General features: G+C 48.6%; 18 protein-coding genes. 14 read left to right on the top strand and 4 right to left on the bottom strand.

Translation table 11 applies throughout. The annotated features are described in order from the left end of the window. Positions 1–183 precede the first annotated feature (183 nt). The 6 genes from J0X00_RS01800 (at position 184) to J0X00_RS01775 (ending at position 8,623) form a co-directional block, all read left to right on the top strand. Positions 184–2,271 carry a type VI secretion system tip protein VgrG gene (locus J0X00_RS01800; protein ID WP_282476850.1) on the top strand — a complete coding sequence of 696 codons (2,088 nt, stop codon included), beginning with the start codon at positions 184–186 and terminating at the stop codon, positions 2,269–2,271. Continuing rightward, on the top strand, positions 2,268–3,128 hold the full coding sequence (locus J0X00_RS01795; protein WP_282476849.1) for a DUF4123 domain-containing protein: 861 nt from the start codon (positions 2,268–2,270) through the stop codon (positions 3,126–3,128). The genes J0X00_RS01800 and J0X00_RS01795 overlap by 4 nt, the downstream gene beginning before the upstream one ends. Continuing rightward, a complete protein-coding gene (locus J0X00_RS01790) occupies positions 3,125–6,391 on the top strand; it encodes a T6SS effector BTH_I2691 family protein (RefSeq protein ID WP_282476848.1) in 3,267 nt (1,088 codons plus the stop codon). The genes J0X00_RS01795 and J0X00_RS01790 overlap by 4 nt, the downstream gene beginning before the upstream one ends. Next, positions 6,388–7,110, top strand: coding sequence for a hypothetical protein (locus J0X00_RS01785; RefSeq protein ID WP_282476847.1), 723 nt, complete (start codon positions 6,388–6,390; stop codon positions 7,108–7,110). The genes J0X00_RS01790 and J0X00_RS01785 overlap by 4 nt, the downstream gene beginning before the upstream one ends. A gap of 159 nt (positions 7,111–7,269) precedes the next feature. Continuing rightward, positions 7,270–7,992: a hypothetical protein gene (locus J0X00_RS01780; protein ID WP_282476846.1), complete on the top strand. Its 723-nt coding sequence runs from the start codon at positions 7,270–7,272 to the stop codon at positions 7,990–7,992. Positions 7,993–8,236: 244 nt separating this feature from the next. Next, positions 8,237–8,623 carry an MAPEG family protein gene (locus J0X00_RS01775; RefSeq protein ID WP_282476845.1) on the top strand — a complete coding sequence of 129 codons (387 nt, stop codon included), beginning with the start codon at positions 8,237–8,239 and terminating at the stop codon, positions 8,621–8,623. Here J0X00_RS01775 and J0X00_RS01770 read toward each other — a convergent pair whose 3' ends face one another. Both J0X00_RS01770 and J0X00_RS01765 read right to left on the bottom strand, forming a co-directional pair. Further along, positions 8,624–9,256, bottom strand: coding sequence for an START domain-containing protein (locus J0X00_RS01770; protein WP_282476844.1), 633 nt, complete (start codon positions 9,254–9,256; stop codon positions 8,624–8,626). It lies immediately after the preceding gene. A 106-nt stretch (positions 9,257–9,362) separates the two neighbouring features. After that, positions 9,363–10,319: an AEC family transporter gene (locus tag J0X00_RS01765; protein WP_136483684.1), complete on the bottom strand. Its 957-nt coding sequence runs from the start codon at positions 10,317–10,319 to the stop codon at positions 9,363–9,365. A 124-nt stretch (positions 10,320–10,443) separates the two neighbouring features. On the opposite strand from J0X00_RS01765, the gene J0X00_RS01760 reads away from it, so the two are divergent. The 3 genes from J0X00_RS01760 to J0X00_RS01750 all read left to right on the top strand — a co-directional run bounded on the left by J0X00_RS01760 (position 10,444) and on the right by J0X00_RS01750 (position 13,590). Continuing rightward, positions 10,444–11,034: a TetR/AcrR family transcriptional regulator gene (locus tag J0X00_RS01760; RefSeq protein WP_136483685.1), complete on the top strand. Its 591-nt coding sequence runs from the start codon at positions 10,444–10,446 to the stop codon at positions 11,032–11,034. A gap of 112 nt (positions 11,035–11,146) precedes the next feature. Further along, a complete protein-coding gene (locus J0X00_RS01755) occupies positions 11,147–12,004 on the top strand; it encodes an alpha/beta fold hydrolase (RefSeq protein ID WP_282476843.1) in 858 nt (285 codons plus the stop codon). Between the two features lie 197 nt (positions 12,005–12,201). Next, entirely contained in the window at positions 12,202–13,590 is a 1,389-nt protein-coding gene (locus tag J0X00_RS01750; protein ID WP_282476842.1) for a DASS family sodium-coupled anion symporter, read from the top strand. Between the two features lie 70 nt (positions 13,591–13,660). Here the strand turns inward: J0X00_RS01750 and J0X00_RS01745 are convergent, their stop codons facing one another. Beyond that, positions 13,661–14,197 (bottom strand): GNAT family N-acetyltransferase, encoded by a 537-nt coding sequence (locus J0X00_RS01745; RefSeq protein ID WP_282476841.1) that lies wholly within the window; start codon positions 14,195–14,197, stop codon positions 13,661–13,663. Positions 14,198–14,408: 211 nt separating this feature from the next. On the opposite strand from J0X00_RS01745, the gene J0X00_RS01740 reads away from it, so the two are divergent. Beyond that, positions 14,409–15,689: an HD-GYP domain-containing protein gene (locus J0X00_RS01740; RefSeq protein ID WP_282476840.1), complete on the top strand. Its 1,281-nt coding sequence runs from the start codon at positions 14,409–14,411 to the stop codon at positions 15,687–15,689. A gap of 80 nt (positions 15,690–15,769) precedes the next feature. On the opposite strand, the gene J0X00_RS01735 is transcribed toward J0X00_RS01740, so the two are convergent. Then, positions 15,770–16,384, bottom strand: a complete 615-nt coding sequence (locus J0X00_RS01735; protein ID WP_282477017.1) for a DUF2057 family protein — start codon at positions 16,382–16,384, stop codon at positions 15,770–15,772. 445 nt (positions 16,385–16,829) lie between these two features. On the opposite strand from J0X00_RS01735, the gene J0X00_RS01730 reads away from it, so the two are divergent. The 4 genes from J0X00_RS01730 (at position 16,830) to J0X00_RS01715 (ending at position 21,599) form a co-directional block, all read left to right on the top strand. Further along, positions 16,830–19,376 (top strand): glycosyl hydrolase family 18 protein, encoded by a 2,547-nt coding sequence (locus J0X00_RS01730; protein WP_282476839.1) that lies wholly within the window; start codon positions 16,830–16,832, stop codon positions 19,374–19,376. A 137-nt stretch (positions 19,377–19,513) separates the two neighbouring features. Then, the gene (locus J0X00_RS01725; RefSeq protein ID WP_136483691.1) at positions 19,514–19,885 is read left to right on the top strand and encodes a GntR family transcriptional regulator; all 372 of its coding nucleotides are present in this window, start codon (positions 19,514–19,516) and stop codon (positions 19,883–19,885) included. Continuing rightward, complete coding sequence (locus J0X00_RS01720; protein WP_282476838.1) at positions 19,882–20,745, top strand: ABC transporter ATP-binding protein; 864 nt, start codon at positions 19,882–19,884, stop codon at positions 20,743–20,745. The genes J0X00_RS01725 and J0X00_RS01720 overlap by 4 nt, the downstream gene beginning before the upstream one ends. Beyond that, the gene (locus J0X00_RS01715; RefSeq protein ID WP_136483693.1) at positions 20,745–21,599 is read left to right on the top strand and encodes a hypothetical protein; all 855 of its coding nucleotides are present in this window, start codon (positions 20,745–20,747) and stop codon (positions 21,597–21,599) included. Before J0X00_RS01720 ends, J0X00_RS01715 begins: the two co-directional genes overlap by 1 nt. The last annotated feature ends 21 nt before the right edge of the window (positions 21,600–21,620 follow it).

Below are 21,620 nucleotides of genomic sequence, written 5' to 3'. Positions count from 1 at the left end.
GCCGCTGGCGGGCAACTTTGTCAGCCTTAAACCCAAAGTATCTGACCCGCGCCATTCTGTTTCAGCATGGACACGGGTGTTTTGCGTTTAGGGGTGAGCAAAAATTTGTCCGGCTGAGCGCACAGCGCCAACCGGTTTAACTCAGCAGTTACCCACCTTTACCGAGTAGCAAGGAATGGCAGCATGGCGACGTTAAGTTATCAAATTCAGGTCGAAGGGCTGGAAGACGACACCCTGGTGGTGCATGCGTTTAACGGGCAGGAAACCTTGTCCAGTGAGGGGCAGGGCAGTGCGCCCTGTCATGGTTTCCGCTATCAGATTGAACTGGCCAGCCGGCAACCGAACCTGAGCGCTGACGCCATCGTCGACAAAACCGCAGAGCTGACGTTTTATCGCGACAATGTGCTGGTCCAGCGCGTCAACGGCATTGTGCGCCGCTTCAGCCGCGGCGATACCGGTCATCACCATACCTTCTACTCACTGACATTGGTGCCGGCGCTGGAGCGTTTGTCACTGCGTTACAACAGCCGGATTTTCCAGCTTAAAACCGTGCCGGAGATCATCGCTGTGCTGCTGCAGGAGATGGACATTAATGAGTATGCCTTTTCCATGACCCGCGATTGCGCGCAGCGTGAGTTTTGTGTCCAGTACCGCGAATCTGACCTCGATTTCGTTCATCGTCTCGCCGCCGAAGAAGGGCTGGTGTACAGCTTTGTGCATCAAGAAGGCAAGCACACCTTGTTATTCAGTGATGCGTCAGACTCTCTGCCGTCACTCGGCGTGCCGGTGCCCTACAACACGTTAGCCGGCGGCGTGATGGATACGCCTTACATCTCCGCACTCAGCAGCAATACCCAGGCGGAAGTCAGCGACACAGCGCTGCGTGACTACAGTTTTAAAAAGCCGGCTTACTCGTTTGCCCAAAGCGCGACCGGCACCGAGATGGCCTATCAGCAGGACGGTTACCAACACTTTGATGCGCCGGGGCGCTATAAAGATGATGCCAACGGCAAAGCGTACAGCCAGATCCGCCTCGACTATCTGCGCCGTGACGCCCACAGCGCCAGCGGGCGCAGTAATCAGCCGCTGCTGCGCGCCGGGGTGAAGTTTGCCCTGACTGAGCACAGCGATGACAGTCTCAACCGCGAGTGGCTGGTGGTCAGTATTGCGCATCAGGGCAGGCAGCCACAGGCATTGGAAGAGGCTGGCGGCAGCGGTGCCACGACTTATGCCAACCAGTTTAAGCTTATTCCGGGCAATATGAACTGGCGCGCCACGCCGCAAACCAAACCTCAAGTAGACGGCCCGATGATAGCCACTGTGGTCGGCCCGCAGGGTGAAGAGATTTTCTGTGACGAGCATGGCCGGGTCAAACTGCATTTCCCCTGGGATCGCAATTCCAACCGCGACGAGCACAGCTCATGCTGGGTGCGGGTTGCTCAGGACTGGGCCGGCAGCCAATACGGTATGTTGGCTATCCCGCGTATCGGCCATGAAGTGATCGTGTCGTTCTTAAACGGCGACCCGGATCAGCCGATTGTCACCGGACGAACCTACCACGCGACGAATGTAGCGCCGTACACCTTGCCGGACAATAAAACCAAAACTGTGTTGCGCACCCAGACCCATCAGGGCGAAGGCTATAACGAACTGAGCCTGGAAGACCAGGCTGGTAGTGAGCAGATTTATCTGCATGCGCAGAAAGATCTCGAGCGCCTGATTGAAAACGACCAGACCTACCGCATCAAGCACGATAAACATCAGACCATCACTAATGACAGTTTTACTCAGGTGCACAACAACCAGCACCTCACCATCGGCGGCGAAAGCCGGACCAATATTGCCCTTGATAACAGCGTCGACATTGGCGGCGGACTGCAGCTGAAAGTCGGCGCCAAATCCATCTTTGAAGCCGGCAGCGAAGTTCACCTTAAAGCGGGCAACAAACTGGTACTGGACGCAGGAAGCGAGATCACCATTCAGGGCGGCGGCAGCTTCATCAAAATTGACCCGGCTGGCGTACACGCGGTCGGCTCAGCTATCAACCTCAACTCCGGCGGCAGTGCCAGTTCAGGCTCTGGCTACGGCGGCCTGACGGCTGTATTGCCAGGGGGGATAGAGGCGGTGGCTGCGCCGGAAGCCGCTGAAGCGCAGAGCATCACCGCCAGTCAGCAATCGATGTCGCCGCTGCTGAAAAGCCGGCAGATTGAAGCGCTGAAAGGTAAAGACCCGGTTTGTGAAGTGTGTGAAGAGGCAAAAGAGCAGGCATGAAAGCAAACTTAGTGACCACAGTTCCAGATATGACTATCGATTCACATGAGGTGCTTTACCTTTTGGTCGATGGTGCGCAGATTGAACATCTTGCGGTTAAGCTGTATGGCCTCAAAGGTGAGCTGGATCTGGAGCCGATTTATCTCGATGCTCCGTATCAGGAATTGCTGCCGGTTTCGCCGTATGTCATCAGAGCGACACAATCGGTAACAGATTGGTTTTTAGAGTTAAATGAAGCGATGGCGGGGTATTTCTTTTCCTCATCACTGACCCTCAATCAGGTCGCCGATGGGTTACGAAGTCTGATTAAGGTCGAATCCCCCTATGGCTCTTTAGTATTTGCCAAAATGGCGAACACAGAATGTGGATACATATTGCTCAGTACCGGAGTGGCCAATTTGTGGCAGGTGATGAATCAGGCCTGGCTACCCACCCGAAAAGGCTGGCAGCACTTGGTAAAACCTGACGCGCTGCTTGCGGCGGAGCAAGGCACCTACAAGCTTTCTGATGAGCAGTGGCGCTTATTGGGTCAGGTAACCTGGTGTAATACCCTGGAAAGTATCGAAAATCATATGCTGCGCTGGTTTCCGGAAACACTGGCTCAACAAGCCTCTCAGCCTGACTGGCTGGCGTTACAGGCCGAAAATGCCTATCAGCAAGGTTTTAGCTCTGAGCGTGACCTGTTGATGTTTTTTAATGTCATCGGCTTTGTCGGCCTGCAGGCCGTTCAAGAGCCGCTTTATGCGGATATTTACCAGTTGATTCATCAATCTTCGCAACAAACCCCATCACAACGTATTGAAGCAGCAGCAAACCTGGCATACCAGTATTCACAATCGCAGGAGAGACAAGCATGAGTGGCGCAATGAATTCAGCCAAATCCGGCCAGACAAAAGATTCTCAGGATCCGGCCGGTACTTGTCCGCTTAAGCTGTCTATGTTGGGTATTATTCCGGTTCGATATGCGTTTGATGATAATGATGAACATGGTGATCAGCTGCATCCGTTCCCCGACGATGGCAAGCGATGGCAAGGACGGTTCAAGTCTGACGAGCGCCACTATACTTTGAGGCAATTGCGTGATGGCTGGATTTACGTGTTTGATCAAACAGCCAATACTTTTCATGAATATCAGGTGCTTGGCTGTAAGTTTATCAAGATTGACTGGTCATCAGAGGAAGCGACAAAACCCGCTGCTGAGCGGGGGAGTGAAGGTGAGACAAAAAGTTGCCTGTTTTATCCCTCAACACATATGCTATTTATTGGTTACGCGCATCAGCGCTGGACCTGGCGGGTTTGCGAGCATATGCGCTCTGACTCAGGTAGTCGCAATGCTTTAATGCGCAAGTTAAGCTTAAATCAGTGTGATGAAAATTCAGCGCTTCCTCATGCTCAATTCGCCCGCTATTTAGGCGATTATGTCGCTGATATCGATGTTTCAGATCAGAATAAACTATTTGACGATACGTGTACTCCGCTATCCGCTTCTGAGCAGCAAGACGATACCCCGAGCGAGAGTGAGTTTAATTTGGTCGCAGTTAAACCTGCCGCAGCCAGTAGTGAATATCTTAGCGATCTGCCAGAGCAAACCAGTGCGGTTTTTGTGGCCTTGGATGATCCATTGGCAGACACCTCAGATCTCTTTATTCAATTTGCTAAACAAGTTGGGAGTCGTAGTCAATTGATGGGGGATGAAGATAAACAGCATAAGCTGCAAATGGCGGCATTAACGCGTTCTCTGGGGCGAGTGACTGTTGAAGAGAAAGACCTGCCTGAATACATAAAGCAAGATCCGATTCGTCTCTTAGAGTTTGAAAAAGCGCTGACCGAGTACGTTTCTACCGCTGAGTTAGCTGAAATAGAATTTACCGATGCCGCCAGTCAGGGGGTAGTGCCTATCTTTGACTCTCCCATACATAAAGAGGCTGATCAGCAGTTGGCGGAACTGAAGAGAATGTACAATTTCTCGCCTAGCAGCCAACAAATGCGTGACTGGAAGACAAAAAACAATGTGTTCCATGATGAAGTCCGGTGGGATGACCTGGATAATTTTCTTATTGAGCATTACACCCAATTAGAAGGATTGGATGAACAAATACAAGCCCATTATGCCAAATTTATGGCTGCGTTTAATCAGCTTGGCACTGATCCTGTTTCACTGGGAATCGATAATCAGGATGCGTATCAGCAAGCCTATTTAATGGATTTGGTGAGTCAATTTTTAGCAGTGGTAACCCAAGCCAACAGCAGTGAGAAGGGGCTGGCAAGGCTTAAGAAAGAGTTATCTTTCGATTCGCCGAAAAATTTGATGGCATTAGCCTCTGCTGGCTTTTCTGCTGAAGCCAATAAAGCAATTAATGAGCATGTCAAAGATTTTAGTACTTCGTTTCTCTCCCTCTCGACGCCGAGTGATATGGTGGCGCTATCCACTGCTATTGCGAACTGGGATACTTTCACCGGCGATAGCCGTATTCAGGAGAAGGCTTGGTTTAAGTCCTTAATTGATCCGATTCAACTTAGTTTTTCTGCGATGCAAAGCGCCATTGCTAACCAGGCAAAAGACAGCTGGGGAGCGTTGCAGGAACTGCTGTTCCCGTATCAATATGCACGCAAACCGGGTACACAGAGCTTGCTCTCAAACATCAGGCTGATTTTAGTAGAAAACATCGTTAATGAAGATGCGGTTCTTAAGTCTAACCCCAACTATGCAAAAGAATTGGGAAATTTTGGAGTTAAACTGAACAATATACTCAAAGAGATCGATGGGGCGATTAATCTCAAACCGGGAAAAATAAGTCCCAAAAATCATCAGGTTGGTATGGCTAACGCAGCCAGGCGTAAGCTTGAAAATTTGTATAGTAAAGAGTTACCTATGATGGTCACGCTCAAAGAACAAGCGGCGATGAAGACTTTCCAGCAGTCCGTAAATGAAAAGCTTGAAGCTGTGTGGCAAAAAACAAAAGTGAACACTACTTCTGTCAGTAATTCTTTAGGAGGCCTGGGTGGATTGGTGTTTGCCCTGAACTTATGGAACACCATGGCGGTGCTGGAGGCTTTACCTCAAAAACTTGCCGACAATTCGAGTTTAGATCCGCTAGATAACCCTGCAGTGGGAGAAGCGATATATGCAACTGGTTATACCGTGGTGGCAGCCGGAGCCATTAGTGCTGGGAGAGCTTGGGACACAATTGTTCAAAAAGATCTTCTAGACAAATCATTGAAGGAAACAATTAATAAAGGACAATCAGTTAGTACAAAGAGCGCGCTAAAGGTATTTTCTAAATCTATTGCATTAGTCTCAACTATCGGTTTGATTTCCAGCGCATTAGAAACATGGGAAAGTTATGTGCGATTCAAGGATACTTCCAGAGCACCAATGGAAAGAGCTGGTTATGCTCTAAAGTGGTCTGCAACTCTCGCACAGAGTGCCATATTTGGTATACAGTTGGGAGCTTGGTTAGGTAGCCGTTTTTTTGGAATATTTACTATAGGTTGGATCAGCGCTGGTTGGATGTTAACGGGCATGGCTGTTATCGGTGTTATTTATCTGATTGCTGTCATCATAACCAATGTTTTTAAGCGTTCTGATTTAGAAAACTGGCTAAGGGATTCAACTTGGGGAAAAGACCCGGAGTCTTGGACAGCAACGGAAGAGTTGATCAATTTGGAACGGTTGGTTCATCGCCCCGTTATTCGGCTAAAATCAGTGTTGAAAGATCTCCCTCATAATCAACGTTATAATTTTAACATGCAGTGGCAGATTGAAATAAAAGTTCCCTCATATCTTAAAAATAAGGTAATTGGATTACAAATTACACGCTCTCCAAAGCAGCAGACACTTTCATATCAGATACCGAAATCAAGCTCACCAGTACTTATTAATGAACAGTTGGGAAATTGGGAATCTGAGGATGATAATTTGGTGTATCGATTGAATTTAGGTGGCAGTGATAAAGATATTATTGGTGTTTGTATTTCTTTACCATTTAACTGGATAAATCAGGATAATCAAGCGATGAAATTTTGTGCGCAAGGTTCCAGTAATGGTGAGTTGGAATTGGAGCCGATAAACGAAAAAGATTTTTCAACAAGAATTGTAAATGTAGAGAAAAGTAAATGATATCAGAGAACGAGTTGCAACAATTGAAAGAAAAATTATATAGCAGTGAAAGTATTTTTAGCTGGGAATATACCGGTATAGGATCACGTATTGCTATTATCTGGCGTTGGTTATTAGTTATTGTCGCGGGTCTAATTCCTTTGGTTTTTCTTGTGGTAAGTGATCTTAATTTCAATGATATTTTATTTTGGATTAATATCATTATTTGTGTTGGTATGATGTTTGCCACGAGGTATCTATTCTTTTCTGATAGAAGTTTTCATTATTATTTGACATCTGTAGGTATTCATTATTCAGAGCAAGTAGCGGTTCCTGATACGGCTTACGCTGTGGTGAGGGGATTTGCATGGGTGGGGATGGCTGTATGTATTGTCGCTTTAGTTCTGATTGGTCCTCTAGCTTTTGTTGGCGTTGGAGGTTGTGCATTGCTTTCCTTTGGTTTGACAAACTTTAAGCCAGAAGTTTTAAAAAAAGAACTTTATTTTTCTGATCATTTAGTTATTTTTGACCCGATTAAAGATACGATAATAAACTTAGATACAGAAACGACAAATCATCCAAGGTTTAGTCGGACACTGTTTTTCAGTTCTTTTGATGAGAAAAATAATTTTATATCTGAGATCAAAAAGGTTCATAATAATGTTGAGCATAATCTTCTGAGACGCTTAAATGATCAATATAAGCACCCGATATTTAATCAAGAATTAACAGATGACTAGTTTAAATTTTTCTTGGTAGAGTTCATCTAGCTAGATGAACTCTACAGTCCTGTACGGGTCTAATTAAAAATAAATCGGTCTCGAGTAGCATTATGCAGCAGAATATATATTTTCAATATCGAATAAACAGCTGGTTCAAAACTAGATAGAGATAGCTCAATGATATCAGAACAAGAATTAAACCAATTAAAAGATGAATTATATAGCAGTAACGTTATTTTTAGTTGGGAATATACCGGTTTTGGAGGACGTCGTGCAGCTATAGCAAGATGGATAGGTGCAATTTTTTCAGGATTGATGCCTTTCATTTTACTTTTAGTCATGGGAGCATCTACAGACGATATTCTTTTTTGGATATTGAGTCTAATTTGTTTGATTGGAGTGTTTGCTGCGAGATATCTATTTATGGCTGATAGATACTTTCGATATAATTTAACCCCTGTGGGTATTCATTATACAGAGCAAGTAGCGGTTCCTGATACGGCTTACACAGTAGTGAGGGGATTTGCATGGGTGGGAATGGCAGTATGTATTGTCGCTTTAGTCCTGATTGGCCCTTTAGCCTTCGTTGGCGTGGGAGGTTGTGCATTGCTTTCCTTTGGTTTGACAAACTTTAAGCCTCAAGTGGAAGAATTAGACGTTTATTTCTCTGAACATTTGGTTATTTTTGACCTTATTAACGATACAATAATAAAAATAAACACAGAAACGATGGATCATCCAAGGTTTAGTCGGAAATTTTTTTTCAGTTCTTTTGAGGAGAAAAATAAATTTATATCTGAGCTAAAAAATGTTCATAATAATGTTGAGCACATTCGTCTAGAACGTTTAAAAGATCAATATAAACATCCAATGTTTAATCGAGAATTAACAGATGACTAGTTTAAATTCGTTTGCTTGATAGATGTCGTTTAACAATATTAGATATGCTGGATTTTCATGAATATGCCCAAGGTCATACCCTTTTTAGTATCGGTGATGCGTGTAGTCTCTACATGCAGGCGTGGTAAGAGAAACAGGCCTGATATTGATGCTATCTACACTCATACTCAAAGCGTTGCCGAGCAGCGCTTTTCGCTTTCTTTTCATCTACACTTATCTCCTCAATTGATACTAAGGAAATCTTATGGTTACAGCGTTGTATGCCGTCATTTTGGCTGGGTTGATGATTTGGTTGGCGGTGCAGGTCATCAAGCAACGTCGGCGCCATCGAGTGAAGTATAGGGACGGTGGTGTGAATGCGTTGACCCTGGCGTGCAGTGCGCAGGGCAATGCGACTGAGTATGTACCGATCACTTTGATTTTGATGGGGCTGGCCGAAACGAATGGTGCCGCCGTATGGTGGATTCATCTGTGCGGGATTGCTTTTATGGTCGGTCGCATGCTGCATGCTAAAGCAATATTAAATGATCAGCTCAAAGGCCGCGTGATCGGCATGAAGCTGACGTTTGGGGTGATGACGCTGTTGATGGTGCTGAATCTGATTTATCTGCCTTATGCCAAGCTGTGGTAATTACTCACTGACTTGAGAATGCTGGCGCTGCTGGTATTTGGGCAATTGCTGTCTGAGGCCCTGAAAGGTATTAAAGGCGCTGGAGACGGATAGCTTGTTGGCCATCCAGTCTGGCAGGTTGCCGCCCGGATCGGCGAAGGCAATGTAGTCAATATGAGTCAGACCGTTGGTGAGTTTTTCCAGTGTCCAGGTCGCTTTGACCCCTTTAATGCGAATATAGTCCGGCTGTGGCGGGTAGCGCTTTGAAGCATCTTCGATGGTGAGAATAAAAGCGCCGTTCGGTTGTTCAAAGCGGGAATAAGTTACCATATCGCGATTGCGCGCCGGCCAAGGGGCGCTGAAGCGGGTATAAACAATATTCTCATTGAGTGAGAGCTGTTTGAGTACACGGCTGGAAGAGACGTTATCTATCCAGTTCGGGAGATTGGCGCTGTCTTCCAGCAGCGCCAGAAAAGCCGCATAGCTGGTTTGCTCAAACATCTGGGCGCGGATTTCGACCAGACCATCCTGATGATGGCGGGTGTGAATGGTAATACCATCCTCGTTTTTGGCTATTTCCCATCGTTGTGGACTGTCAGCCTGTGCTGTACAGACTGACAGCAGCCATAGCAAACATAACCAGCGGATTCGCATTGTTGCTCCCTTACGCTCTGGGCGGGTTAAAACTTGTATTTGTAAAGCTTAGGGGTTTCAGCGCTGCTGTGCCGTTTTTATCTGGCTGATTTCATCAGGCAGCGCCTCACAGCAACTGGAAGGTCGACAGCAGAAATATTCCCAGGGTACAGGTCACTAGTGAAAAGACCGTGGTCATGGCGATAATATTGGCCGCCAGTGCCGCGTTGCCGCCCATCGCGCGCGCCATGACGTAACTGGCGGCGGCGCTTGGGGACGCGCTCATCAGGAAAATCAGGCCCAGTTCCATATCGCGGAAGCCGTAAATCATCGCGGCGACAGTGATCATCAGCGGTGCCAGTACCAGTTTGTAAGCCGTGGAAATCCATGCCGCGACTTTATCATCCCGAAGAGAGCGAATATCGAGCGAGCCGCCGGTGCACAGCAGCGCCAGTGGCAGTGTCATGTTGGCAAAGTAGTGGCCGGCTTTTTCAACCACCTGCGGGATTGGCACGGCGAGAAAGTAGCAAATCATGCCGAGCACAATCGAAATGATGAGCGGGTTTTTGGTCAGGGTTTTGACCATCAGTTTCGCCGCCTGCAGGCCGCTGGTACTGCCTTTTGGCGTCAGGGTGATCACGGCCTGAATGTTGTACAGCATGGTCATTGAGGCCACGTAAATCGCCGCCAGCGCTACGCCGCTGTTACCGTAAGTGTTGGCCATGTAAGCCAGACCGATAATCGCGGTGTTGGCGCGAAAACCACCCTGAATCACCACGCCCTGATCTTTCGGGTTCGGTACGGTGCGTTTGGTGGTCCAGGTGGTGAAAAGGAAGAAGGCAAAATTGGCAATCAGACCAAACAGGATCAGCGGCATACTGGATGAGAAGTCATGCTTAGAGCCGACTATGCTCAAAAACAGCAGGGCAGGCAGGGTAACCTGGAACACCATGCGTGATGCGACGTCGATAAAATTCTCATTGATTAAGTTCATCCGTTTGAAGATGACACCGAGCGCCAGCATTAAACAGATTGGTCCGGTGATAGAAGCAGAAAATTGCAGTTGTTCGAGAATGCCTTGCATATCCTTCCTTAAACGCGGGTGAAGTTTGTTCATTGTTTCATAGTTTCAACAGGGCGAGAAATGCTATTTGCAAAATAGAACGAACGTGCTAAAAATGGAGGGATATTCGATAATAGTGGTCAATATGAGCAAAGGTAGAATCACCCGCGATAATATTCTCGCTACGGCTTTTGAGCTGGCGAGCGCCAATGGTCTGGAGAGCCTGACGATTGGCGAGTTAGCCAAGCAGTGCGGGATGTCCAAAAGTGGCTTGTTTGCGCATTTTAACGCCAAAGAGAATTTGCAGCTGGCGGTGCTTGACTATGCCAATCAGACCTTCGTGGCGCGGGTGATCGCCCCGGCGCGTGAATTGGATGACGGCAATATGCAGGGTAAACTGCGCCATATCCTGGCCAACTGGCTCAACTGGAATCAGTCTTTTCAGGGCAGTTGTATGTTTCTTGATGCGTGGCGTGAAGCGGGACACAGCGAATGTGCCCTGCAGCGAGCACTGAAAGCGACCATTGCCAGCTGGATAGAGTACCTGAGAATCCAGATTGGCAAAGGCGTGATCAGCGGTGAGTTTAAGCGTGATCTCGCGATTGAGCAGGCCAGTTACGAATTGTATGGCTTGTATCTCAGCGCGCATCTGTTTTACTCCCTGTATGGCCAGGAACGAAGTGAGCAGCATTTCTGGCAAGGGGTGGATAGGCTGTTTGCCAGTTGGTTAGGTTAGGCACGGGCCGGAGTCGTCTGGTGGCCTGATTTCATTCTTCGTCTGAGGCGAAAAAATTTAGGATTAAAAAGCACGAGCGTTCTTTTGTTGAGCCCTCGTCAAGGACAACATAATGAGTGACAAGATTTACTTTAATACTTCCCGTGGTCTGCATCTGCGCCGCCGGATGATCAACTGGACCACCCGTCTGCACCACACGCTGGCCCCGGCCCATGCCCGTAAAACCGCGCGCAAGCTGCTGCTGACACCGGCACGCATGACGGGCAAAAATGCGCTGCCGCAACGGCTGATCAAATCACAGGTCGATTCTTCGGAGGGCAAACTGACGACTTACCGTCTTGGTCAGGGCCCGGTATGGATTCTGACCCATGGCTGGTCCGGATCATCTAGCCAGTTCTTCCCTTTGATGGAACACATTGCGGCGCAGGGCTTTACAGCTTTGGCTTACGATCACCCGGCGCATGGTGAAAGTGAAGGTATGTTTGGTCATATTCCTGCGTTCGTCCGTGGTCTGGAGAGTATTCTCGACAGTGAAGATAACGTGGCTGGCCTTATCGGACACAGTATGGGTAACGTCACCGCGCTGGAGTGCCGTCATGTCAAGCTGGCCCAGTGTCCACTGCTGCTGATTGCACCAGTGCTGGACTATCTCGATAACCTATTTGGTACTGTGGCCCGTTCTGGCTATTCGATGCGTCTGTTTGAAGAAGTCGTGAATCAGGTACAGGATGAGTATCATTATCCTATTCATTCTATTCAGCCGTTGGAGAAGCTCAGACAGCGCCAGGGAATGACGATTATTGTTCATGATGAAAATGATAAATTTGCCCGTTACGCCGAATCGGAAAAAGCGGCGCGTGAAATAGAACATGTCATGCTGATTACCACGCAGAATCAGGGGCACGGGCGTATCATGAAAGGAAATGAAGTGCTAAATGCATTTGACAATATTGTTAAATTCATTGATTAGATAAATGTTTTTAAATGAAACGGGTGTTTTTCATTTTTGTTAAATTTTGGATCTTTATTAATTCTATTTATTTCATGATGTTAAATTGGGTGTAAGAGTTTTGATTGGCTTAACAATTTGGCAATAATAATTGCCCCGGAGCTGGCAAACTATGTGAACATAGAACTGCCGTATGGCCTCCACAAGGAAGCATAATAATGAATAGAAATGATAGTGTCCCTTTACCTAACAATACCCGAGAATGGTTTTTTAACCGTAATAGTCTGATCGTGCTGGCGGATGTCGCCCTGTTTGCCATCCTGTTTAATACTCTGCCATTTGAAGCCAATGTCGTGCTGGGTATCAGTATGCTGGCGTTTATTGCCGTACTTTGGCTGACCGAAGCACTGCATGTCACGGTAACCGCGATCCTGGTACCGGTGATGGCGGTGCTGTTTGGCGTATTTGACACCCAGGCTGCACTGAACAACTTTGCCAACTCAATTATTTTCCTGTTTCTGGGCGGGTTTGCATTGGCGGCGGCCATGCATCGTCAGGGGCTGGATAAAGTCATCGCCGATAAAGTGCTGATCATGGCGCGCGGTAAGATGAGTGTAGCGGTATTTATGCTGTTTGGTGTCACCGGCATACTGTCGATGTGGATCAGTAATACCGCGACCGCGGCGATGATGCTGCCGCTGGTACTGGGTGTACTGAGCAAGGTCGATGATGACCGTGGTCACAGCACTTACGTGTTTGTCCTGCTGGGTATTGCCTACAGCGCCAGTATTGGCGGGATCGCGACCGTGGTGGGCAGTCCGCCTAATGCCATCGCAGCCGCGGAAGTGGGGCTTTCGTTTACCGATTGGATGGAATTTGGTCTGCCGACAGCCATTGTCATGCTGCCTATGGCGATTACCCTGCTGTACTTTTTGCTTAAACCGGATTTGAGTGGCCATTTTGAGCTTAACCATGACCCGGTCCAGTGGGACAAAGGTAAAGTGGTGACGCTGGCGATTTTTGCCCTGATTGTCTTTTTGTGGATCTTCAGTAAGCCGGTGAATGCGATGCTGGGTGGCTTCAAGAGTTTTGATACCATCATTGCACTGGGTGCGATTATTCTGGTCAGCTTCGCGCGCGTTGTGCACTGGAAAGACATTGAGAAAACCGCTGACTGGGGGGTATTGCTGCTGTTTGGTGGTGGTATTTGTCTGAGTAATGTACTGAAGCAGACCGGAACCAGTGTTTTCCTGGCCAATGAGCTGAGTTCGATGATTGCTGATCTGGGTCTGTTCGTGATTGTATTGGTGATCGCTGCGTTTGTGGTCTTCCTGACCGAGTTTGCCAGTAACACCGCCAGTGCGGCGCTGCTTATCCCGGTGTTTGCCAGCGTGGCAGAAGCCTTTGGTATCTCGCCTGTACTGCTGTCGGTACTGATCGCGGTTGCCGCGTCGTGCGCCTTTATGCTGCCGGTTGCGACGCCGCCGAATGCGATTGTGTTTGCGACCGGACACATCAAGCAAAGTGAGATGATGCGGGTGGGTATGTTCCTGAATATCGCCTGTATCGCGCTACTGACTGCGATTGCGATGTTCTTCTGGCAGTAAAGCCGTCAAGATTCCCCCGCTACAAGAACGGAGCAAGATGCTCCGTTTTTTTAGCGATGAAATAAAGGTCTTACCTGGAAGTGCGCGACAGGCCATAAATCACATGGTCAACAATTCGCCCGTTGAGATTCTCCGCACGGGTGATGATGCCTTCCTGACGGAATCCAAGCCGTTTTGCCACTTGTTGACTAGGCTGATTACCGTTTGCGATAGCCAGCTCTGCTTTTTCCAGTTGATAGCGGGTAAATGCCACGTCAATTAGCTTTGCCACACAGCGGGTGATGATGCCCTTGCCCTGTTGGTTCTCGGCCAGCCAATAGCCCAGCCGGGCTTTTTGCAGATCGGTGTTGATCTCTTGCAGGCTGCAGTTGCCGACCAGTTCATCGCGGTAAAAGATGGCGCATGTCATCGATTTACCATCGGCATAATCGTGCAGCATCGTTTGGGCGAACAGGCGGAAGTCCTGCTCTGAATGGCAGTAAGCCGGCCAGGCAAGCCATTGACATAGATAGTCCCGATGCGCAGCAACCAAGTAGGCGTAAAGGGGGGCAAAGGTTTCTTCGATCAGAGCCAGCTGCAGATTTTTATCGACCGTTAACGTAAACATGACGGGATCCATGGTGGGTGAAAAGTGTGCAAACTGTAGCATTAACAAGGAGCTGCTCAAACTTTATTAGAATGCTGTTCCAACAAGTTCTCAGTAGCACACAATTACCGTCACAGAATACATCAAAACCTTAATAAAACTAGGGACGGATAACTCAGTTTGTATTAGTCTTTGCTGACATTATTATATAAAAAAGTAGTCAGTTAGCTTTATGGAAACTTGTGAGGAAAAAGTCAGCATTGATCTGCGCCGGGTCTTGCTGAGTATTGCACAGGCTCTGGATGACGTCGGATTTGATACGCTCCATCACAGTCATCGGGTCGGGTATATGGCTTACCGGTGCGCATTACGAATGGGCTGGGATCAAGAGCTGGCTCAGCTCTCTTTTGCTGCCGGTTTGGTTCATGATTGCGGTTCTACTCAGCATTCCGCATTGATGACTTTTGCGGCCACTCGGCGGCCTGGTAGTTTTGCCCGCCACTGTGAAAAAGGATTTAATCTGCTGAGTGCATGTGGGCCGCTATCCCGTTTTGCTTTGCCGATACTTTACCATCATACGGCCTGGTATGAATTGCAAACGCTGGCAATGGATTCGCACGACAAACAAATTGCCGGGTTGATTTATCTCGCCAACCGGGTTGATCATCTCTATTTTCATCAGCATAAAGACCTATTTGGCAACCTTTCTGCCGCCGGTAAACGCCAAATCATCGAACAATTGCAGGCTCATTCGGGCACTCTGTTTGCGGCTGATATGGTTGAGGTTATGGCCGATCTGGTGGGCAATGATGATTTTTGGTTTTCAATGCATCCCCAGCACATTGAGGCCGTTCTGTTACGACTCGAAGCCGCACCTCTGTTCTCCCGTAATCTGAATCTCAATGAACGGATTGAAATTGCCGAGCTGTTTTCTAAGATCGTCGACGCCAAAAGTCCGTTTACTTTCCAACACTCTTTGAAGGTCGCCTTGTTATCACAATTTCTGGCTAAGAAAATGGGCTATTCTGCCAAAATGCAGAAACTGCTCTACCTGGCGGGATTGCTGCATGACATCGGCAAGCTGAGAACGCCAGATTTCGTGCTGCATAAAGAGGGAACACTGACGGCTGAAGAGTATACCTGCATCAAGCGGCATGCGACGGATACGCGATTTATTCTGCAGAACATTCATACCTCATCACTGGTGTGCGATTGGGCATCGAATCATCATGAAAGACTGGATGGCTCCGGTTATCCGCTCGGAAAAACCGCGCAGGAGCTGGATGGCCCGAGCCGTATTGTTGCGGTGGCTGATGTGTTTCAGGCGCTGACCCAGTCACGGCCTTACCGGCAAGGTATGTCGCTCGAGCAGTCATTAAACATTATTGCTGAGCAGGTTGCGAATCATCAGCTTGATGGTGATGTGTTCGCCTGTCTGCAGCATAACGCCGAGCACTGCTACTGGTTATCGGCTGATGAGAATGAAGTTGGGTTGCAGTCGGCGGTGGGCTGAAAAACACGGTGTCGGGCTTAAAAACAGAGATAATAAACGGGCGCTGAACAGCCCGTTTATTTTTTAAATCACGTAGAGGCTTACTTGTTGACGTAAGCTTTAAAGCGCGCTTTGGTTGCCGCATCGGCTTTGTTGTACCAGAAATGCAGCATTTCTTCGGCTGTCGTATCGTTGGCCGCGCCATTGCTCGATTTACCGGTTTTGATGAAGGCGGTGCCGACAGCGGCTTCACCGCCACTCAGGTTGTACTCAAACGTTTCTTGTTTGTAGTCACGACCAATCTGCATGCCTTCTTTAATCAGGCGGTCTTGTGTGACCTGCAGCGCCTGTCCCTTATCATCACGCAGTGACCACTGCATAGATTTGATGTTTTCTTCTGCTTCGGTCGCGTTGCGGTATGTCGGCATGTCGAAGCTCAGAGATTGGTCTGCTGCATCAAATTTGGCAATGACAACATCGCCTTCCACACCAATTCTTTCACTACCCTGGCTGTAATATGGGTGATAGCGGAACACGATTTGTTGTTCGCCGTCTTTCAGTTCCACTGAGGTCACCGATGAAAAAATGCTGCCTGACGTTTCTGGTTTTTGGCCGTTCACGACCAGCATTTCTATCGTATCAGGGATCGCCAGCGTGACTTTTGCCGTTGCTGTTGCACTGAAAGCGATAGCTATAATGCATGTTAAGGGTTTGATTATATTCATGAGTTTTATCCTTTAAACCGCTTTCGCGTAATCAGCGAAAAGGGTGCCGATTGTAGCGAAGAAAAGCAAGTTTTCGGCGCGACTCCAGGCCAGATTTCATCAAAACTTAACCTAACCTCAGATTTATCGGGCTCGTCAGCGCTCACGTTCTGTTATCGCTGAATCATCAGTTTTCTGTCCGGTTTCTTTATTGTCAATAAAAATAAACTCGTTTTTTCGAGGTTATGTTTTTTGGAATTAGGACGTTATTTTGATGATTTATGATTAATAAATTTATCATTTGGTCATTATTTACTGTGATTCCGACTCCGTTTTTATGATGTTTTTTTCTATTGGAAATAAACACTCCCTATAGTTAACAGAACGTCATTCTGTTAATCGTTTATGCAGAGTATGGCGCAGGTTAAGCTTCTATTAACAAAGGAATTTAAAAACAATGATAAATCGTGTCTCATGGGGCGTCATGTGTGTGGCAATATCGATCAGCGGAGCGGCAGTCGCGCTCCCTTCGACACCGAGTATTGACGTTTATGGCTCAAATAATCTGCAGTTTTCCAAAATTGAGCTGGATATGGGGGCGACCGCAGGCTATTCGCAGATGGTACATTATCAGGATGAAGCGGCGATCAGCATCCTTTTCAACCAATGGGGCGCTGAAACCGGCGACCACTATAAAATTTACTTTGATGGTCAGGAAGTCGCGACCGGCCCGATTACCTCGAGTCAGACCACGGCCAGTTTTGGTTACAGTGAGGGGGGTAAGTATCAACTTGAAGTTGCAGCTTGTGATGACAGCGGGTGTAGCGTCAGTGCTCCGACTCAGTTGCTCATTGCCGACACCGATGGTGCTCATTTGGAACCGCTGCCGATGAACATCGATCCCAACAATAAAACTTATGCGGAAAAAGCGGATGGCGTCGTAGCCAGTTATTTCGTCGAGTGGGGGATTTACGGTCGTGACTACAGCGTGGATAACATTCCGGCTCAGAACCTGACCCATATTCTGTACGGATTTATTCCGATTTGCGGTCCGAATGAATCCGTAAAATCGGTCGGCGGCAACAGCTATAACGCTTTGATGACCGCGTGTCAGGGAGTGCCGGACTATGAAGTGGTCATTCATGATCCTTGGGCTGCCTATCAGAAAAGCTTTCCGCAGGCTGGTCATGAGTTCAGTTCACCGATAAAAGGGAATTATGGGATGCTGATGGCGCTCAAACAGCGTTACCCGGATTTGAAAATCATTCCATCGATTGGTGGCTGGACTTTGTCCGACCCTTTTTTTGATTTCACCAGTCAGACCAACCGCGATGTCTTTGTGGCTTCAGTGAAGCGCTTTTTACAAACCTGGAAGTTTTTCGATGGCGTGGATATTGACTGGGAATTCCCCGGCGGGGACGGTGCTTCAGCAACCTTGGGTGATCCGGTAAACGATGGTCCGGCTTACGTTGCGCTGATGCGTGAGTTACGCGCTATGCTAGATGAACTCGAAGCCGACACCGGGCGTTCTTATGAGCTGACGTCGGCTATCGGATCCGGTTATGACAAGATTGAAGACGTGAACTACGCCGAGGCCGCGCAATATATGGATTACATCTTTGCGATGACCTACGATTTCTACGGCGGCTGGAATAATGTTCCTGGTCATCAGGCGGCATTGTACTGCGGAAGCTTTATGCGCCCGGGCCAGTGCCAAGGTGATGGCACCGATGCCAGCGGTGTGGCATACGCAGGGCCGGCTTATACCGCAGACAACGCGATAAAGCTTTTACTCGCACAAGGGGTGCCGGCGGGTAAATTGGTACTCGGTACCGCGATGTATGGGCGTGGCTGGGACGGCGTTATGCCATCGAGTCTGAGCGAACCGTCCGACCCGATGACCGGAAGTGGACAAGGTAAACTGACCGGCACCAATGCTCAGGGTGTATGGGAAGCGGGCGTGATCGATTACAAAGGTATTAAAGCCAATATGTTGGGCAGCGACAATCAGGGGATCAATGGCTTTGAATATGGTTATGATCAACAGGCGGAAGCTGCCTGGGTCTGGAACCGTGAGACCGGACAACTGATTTCATTTGATGATGCACGCTCAGTAAAAGCCAAAGCGGATTATGCCCGTAGTCTAGGGCTGGCGGGTCTGTTCTCGTGGGAAATTGACGGTGACAACGGCGATATTCTCAACGCGATGCATGAGGGACTATCCGGCTCCGGGCTGCCAGTGACCAATCGTATGCCGTCTGCTGACGCCGGTCAGGATCAGGTGGTGATCGGTCCGGCCGTGGTGGTGCTGGATGGGTCCGCTTCAACGGACAGTGATGGTACTATTACACACTACACTTGGCAGCAGACCTCCGGTCCTGTGGTGGCGCTGAGTGATGCCTCCGGTGCTGAGCCAAGTTTTACTGTCGATGAGGTGCAACAGGAGCAGACACTGGTTTTTCAGCTGACAGTGACAGATAACGATGGCGCAACCGCGTCAGACAGTATCACCGTGAGTGTGCAGCCTGCCGCTACAGAAACTGAAAACGATGCACCGGTGGTAACGCTGACTGCCCCGGCTGAGGCTGAGGCCGGAGACCGTGTTGTGGTCGATGCTTCAGCATCCAGTGATGCCGATGGTGATGCCCTGACTTTCAACTGGCAGATTCCGGAAGGGATTGAGGCGAGTGTCAACGGTGGCCGTGTTTCGTTTATCGCTCCTGCGTATAACCAAAACACCACGCTAACCTTCACAGTGATGGTCAGCGATGGTCAGAGCACTAGCGAAGCAACCATTCGGATCATTGTACATGAATCGGCACCCGTCAGCGGAGAGTGCGATAACCTGTGGCAAGCCGGTGCGGTGTATGTTGGCGGTGACCAGGTGAACTGGGCAGGCAGTGTGTGGCAGGCCAAGTGGTGGACCCAGGGTAATGATCCTACGTTGTCCGGCCAGTGGGATGTGTGGCAGCGGATTGGTAGTTCGGACTGTACCGTCAACTGATCACTGAATATTGATTGATACAAAGCTCTGCCTCGGCAGAGCTTTTTGATTTCTGCATCGCGAAAGCTTAGGGTTGCGTATCTGCCAGATTCGATATAGTGTTATATCTATGTATAACACTATATCGGTGTATGATAGTGACTGAGTGGCACGATAGCCAGCCGATTTTTCGCCAACTGGCGGATAAACTCATCGCGCAGATTGCGCAGGGTCTGTGGCCGGAAGGTGAGGCTTTACCTTCGGTGCGTACAATTGCATCGGATTTGAAAATTAATCATTTAACTGTGATGAAAGGTTATCAGTTGCTGGTGGATGAAGGACTGGTCGAAAAACGTCGCGGGCAGGGTATGTTTGTTGCCGAAGGCGCCGTATCGGCACTGCGCTGTCAGCAACGTGCGCAGTTTCTGCAGCAGCAAATTCCGCACATCGCCGCAACGCTGGCCCAAATCGATATGTCGCTGGATGAATTCGTTGAGCAGCTTAAACAACACGTCAAGGGTGAATCATGAATCCATATGTTGAAGTGAAACATGTGTCTAAACAGTATGCCGGTGCTGACACGGCTGCGGCCCTGCAGGAGGTGAATTTTACTCTTAACCCCGGACAGGTGCTGGGCTTGTTGGGGCATAACGGTGCTGGTAAATCGACACTGATTAAAGCTCTGCTTGGGGCTCATCGTTTTCAGGGAGAGATCGCCATTCTCGGCCTGGACCCGATTCAACAGCGTGACAAAGTGATGGAGAACCTGGCGTATATTTCAGATGTCAACGTGCTGCCACAGTGGATGACGGTGCAGCAATTGCTGCGTTATACCGCCGGGGTGCATCCGAAATTTAATCTGGAAAAAGCCAACGCGGTGTTGAGTAAAACCAATATTCAGGCACGCAGCAAGATTCAGTCACTGTCGAAAGGGATGCAGGTTCAGCTTCATCTTGCCCTGGTCATCGCGACGGATACTAAGGTGCTGATTCTGGATGAGCCTACATTGGGGCTGGATCTGATTTATCGTGATACGTTTTACCGTCACCTGCTGGAGTGGTTTCATGACGGGCAGCGTTGCCTGATCATTGCCAGTCACGAAGTGGCCGAGATCGAACACCTGCTGACGGATGTATTGATTCTCAAACAGGGCAAGGTTGTATTGCAACAGAGCATGGCCGATGTGGAGCAGGGGTATTTTGTGCTGGAGGCGCCATCGACGCTGGCGGATCAGATTGCTCCTTATCAGCCTTTGGCCTCTGAGCCAGGTTTAGGCACTACGCGTTGGCTGCTGGCTGCGCAATGTTTGCCTCAGGTGCAAACCCTGGGGCGTATTTACACTGTAAAACTGGCCGACCTGTTTCTGGCGCTGCAAAAGGAGAACAACTGATGCATCCTGCGTTTTATATGCTAGAAAAAGAGTGGCTGGAGCACAAATCTGTCACCCGAATCCCGCTGTTTGTCTTGATTTGCGTGTTGGTTTTGTTCGCCGGACTGCTCAGTAATGGGGGATTATCGGCTAATTTCAGTTTTCAAATCAGCAGCAGTGGCTTTGAAGATTTTGATCTGCAGTTTGTTGATGAGTTCAGCTCGTTGCTGATGGCTGGCGTGGGTTTATTGTCGGTAATGCTCAGTACGCTCTATTTCCCGAAAACACTGCGTAAAGAGCGTCAGGAAGGCAGTTTTATGTTCTGGCGCAGTATGCCGGTCAGTAACTTACGTATTCATTTGGTTAAACTCGGCTTTGGACTTTTGGTGATCCCGCTGATTTGCTCGCTGTTAGTGGTGACGGTTGATAGCCTGTTGTGGGTGGTGAATGTGATGACAGACGATGCGATCACGCTATTTTACAATCAGCGTGATGTGCTGTTCATCCCTGTTCATTGGCTGCTGTTTCTGTTGCGGATGGTGTTAGTGGCGCTGGCACTGTTGCCGCTGGCCTGTTTTACGCTGCTGCTTTCTCAGCTGGTCAGTGCGCCGATTATGGTGATGTTTGTCGGCGTGTATGCGCTGCAATGGGTGACGTTTGGCCTGACGGGCAGTGACTGGTTTGAACGTTTCTTTGACCAAATTTTCGCTTTGCCGCTGCATTTGCTGACCGACAGCGATATGGCAGAATTAATGACACAAATCAGTATGCTCAATTTGCTGATTTATTTTGCGGTCGGAGCGCTGAGCTTTATCGCCAGCCTACGGCTTTATCAAACCGATGAGACCAGTTGGCGGGCACTATTGAAGCGCTAAGCGCAGATTTAATTTTTTCAA

The sequence above is a fragment of the Vibrio sp. ABG19 genome (assembly GCF_029962385.1).
In the GTDB taxonomy this organism is placed as follows: Bacteria; Pseudomonadota; Gammaproteobacteria; order Enterobacterales; family Vibrionaceae; genus Vibrio; species Vibrio ostreae.
This window is presented reverse-complemented; position numbering and strand designations above follow the sequence as displayed.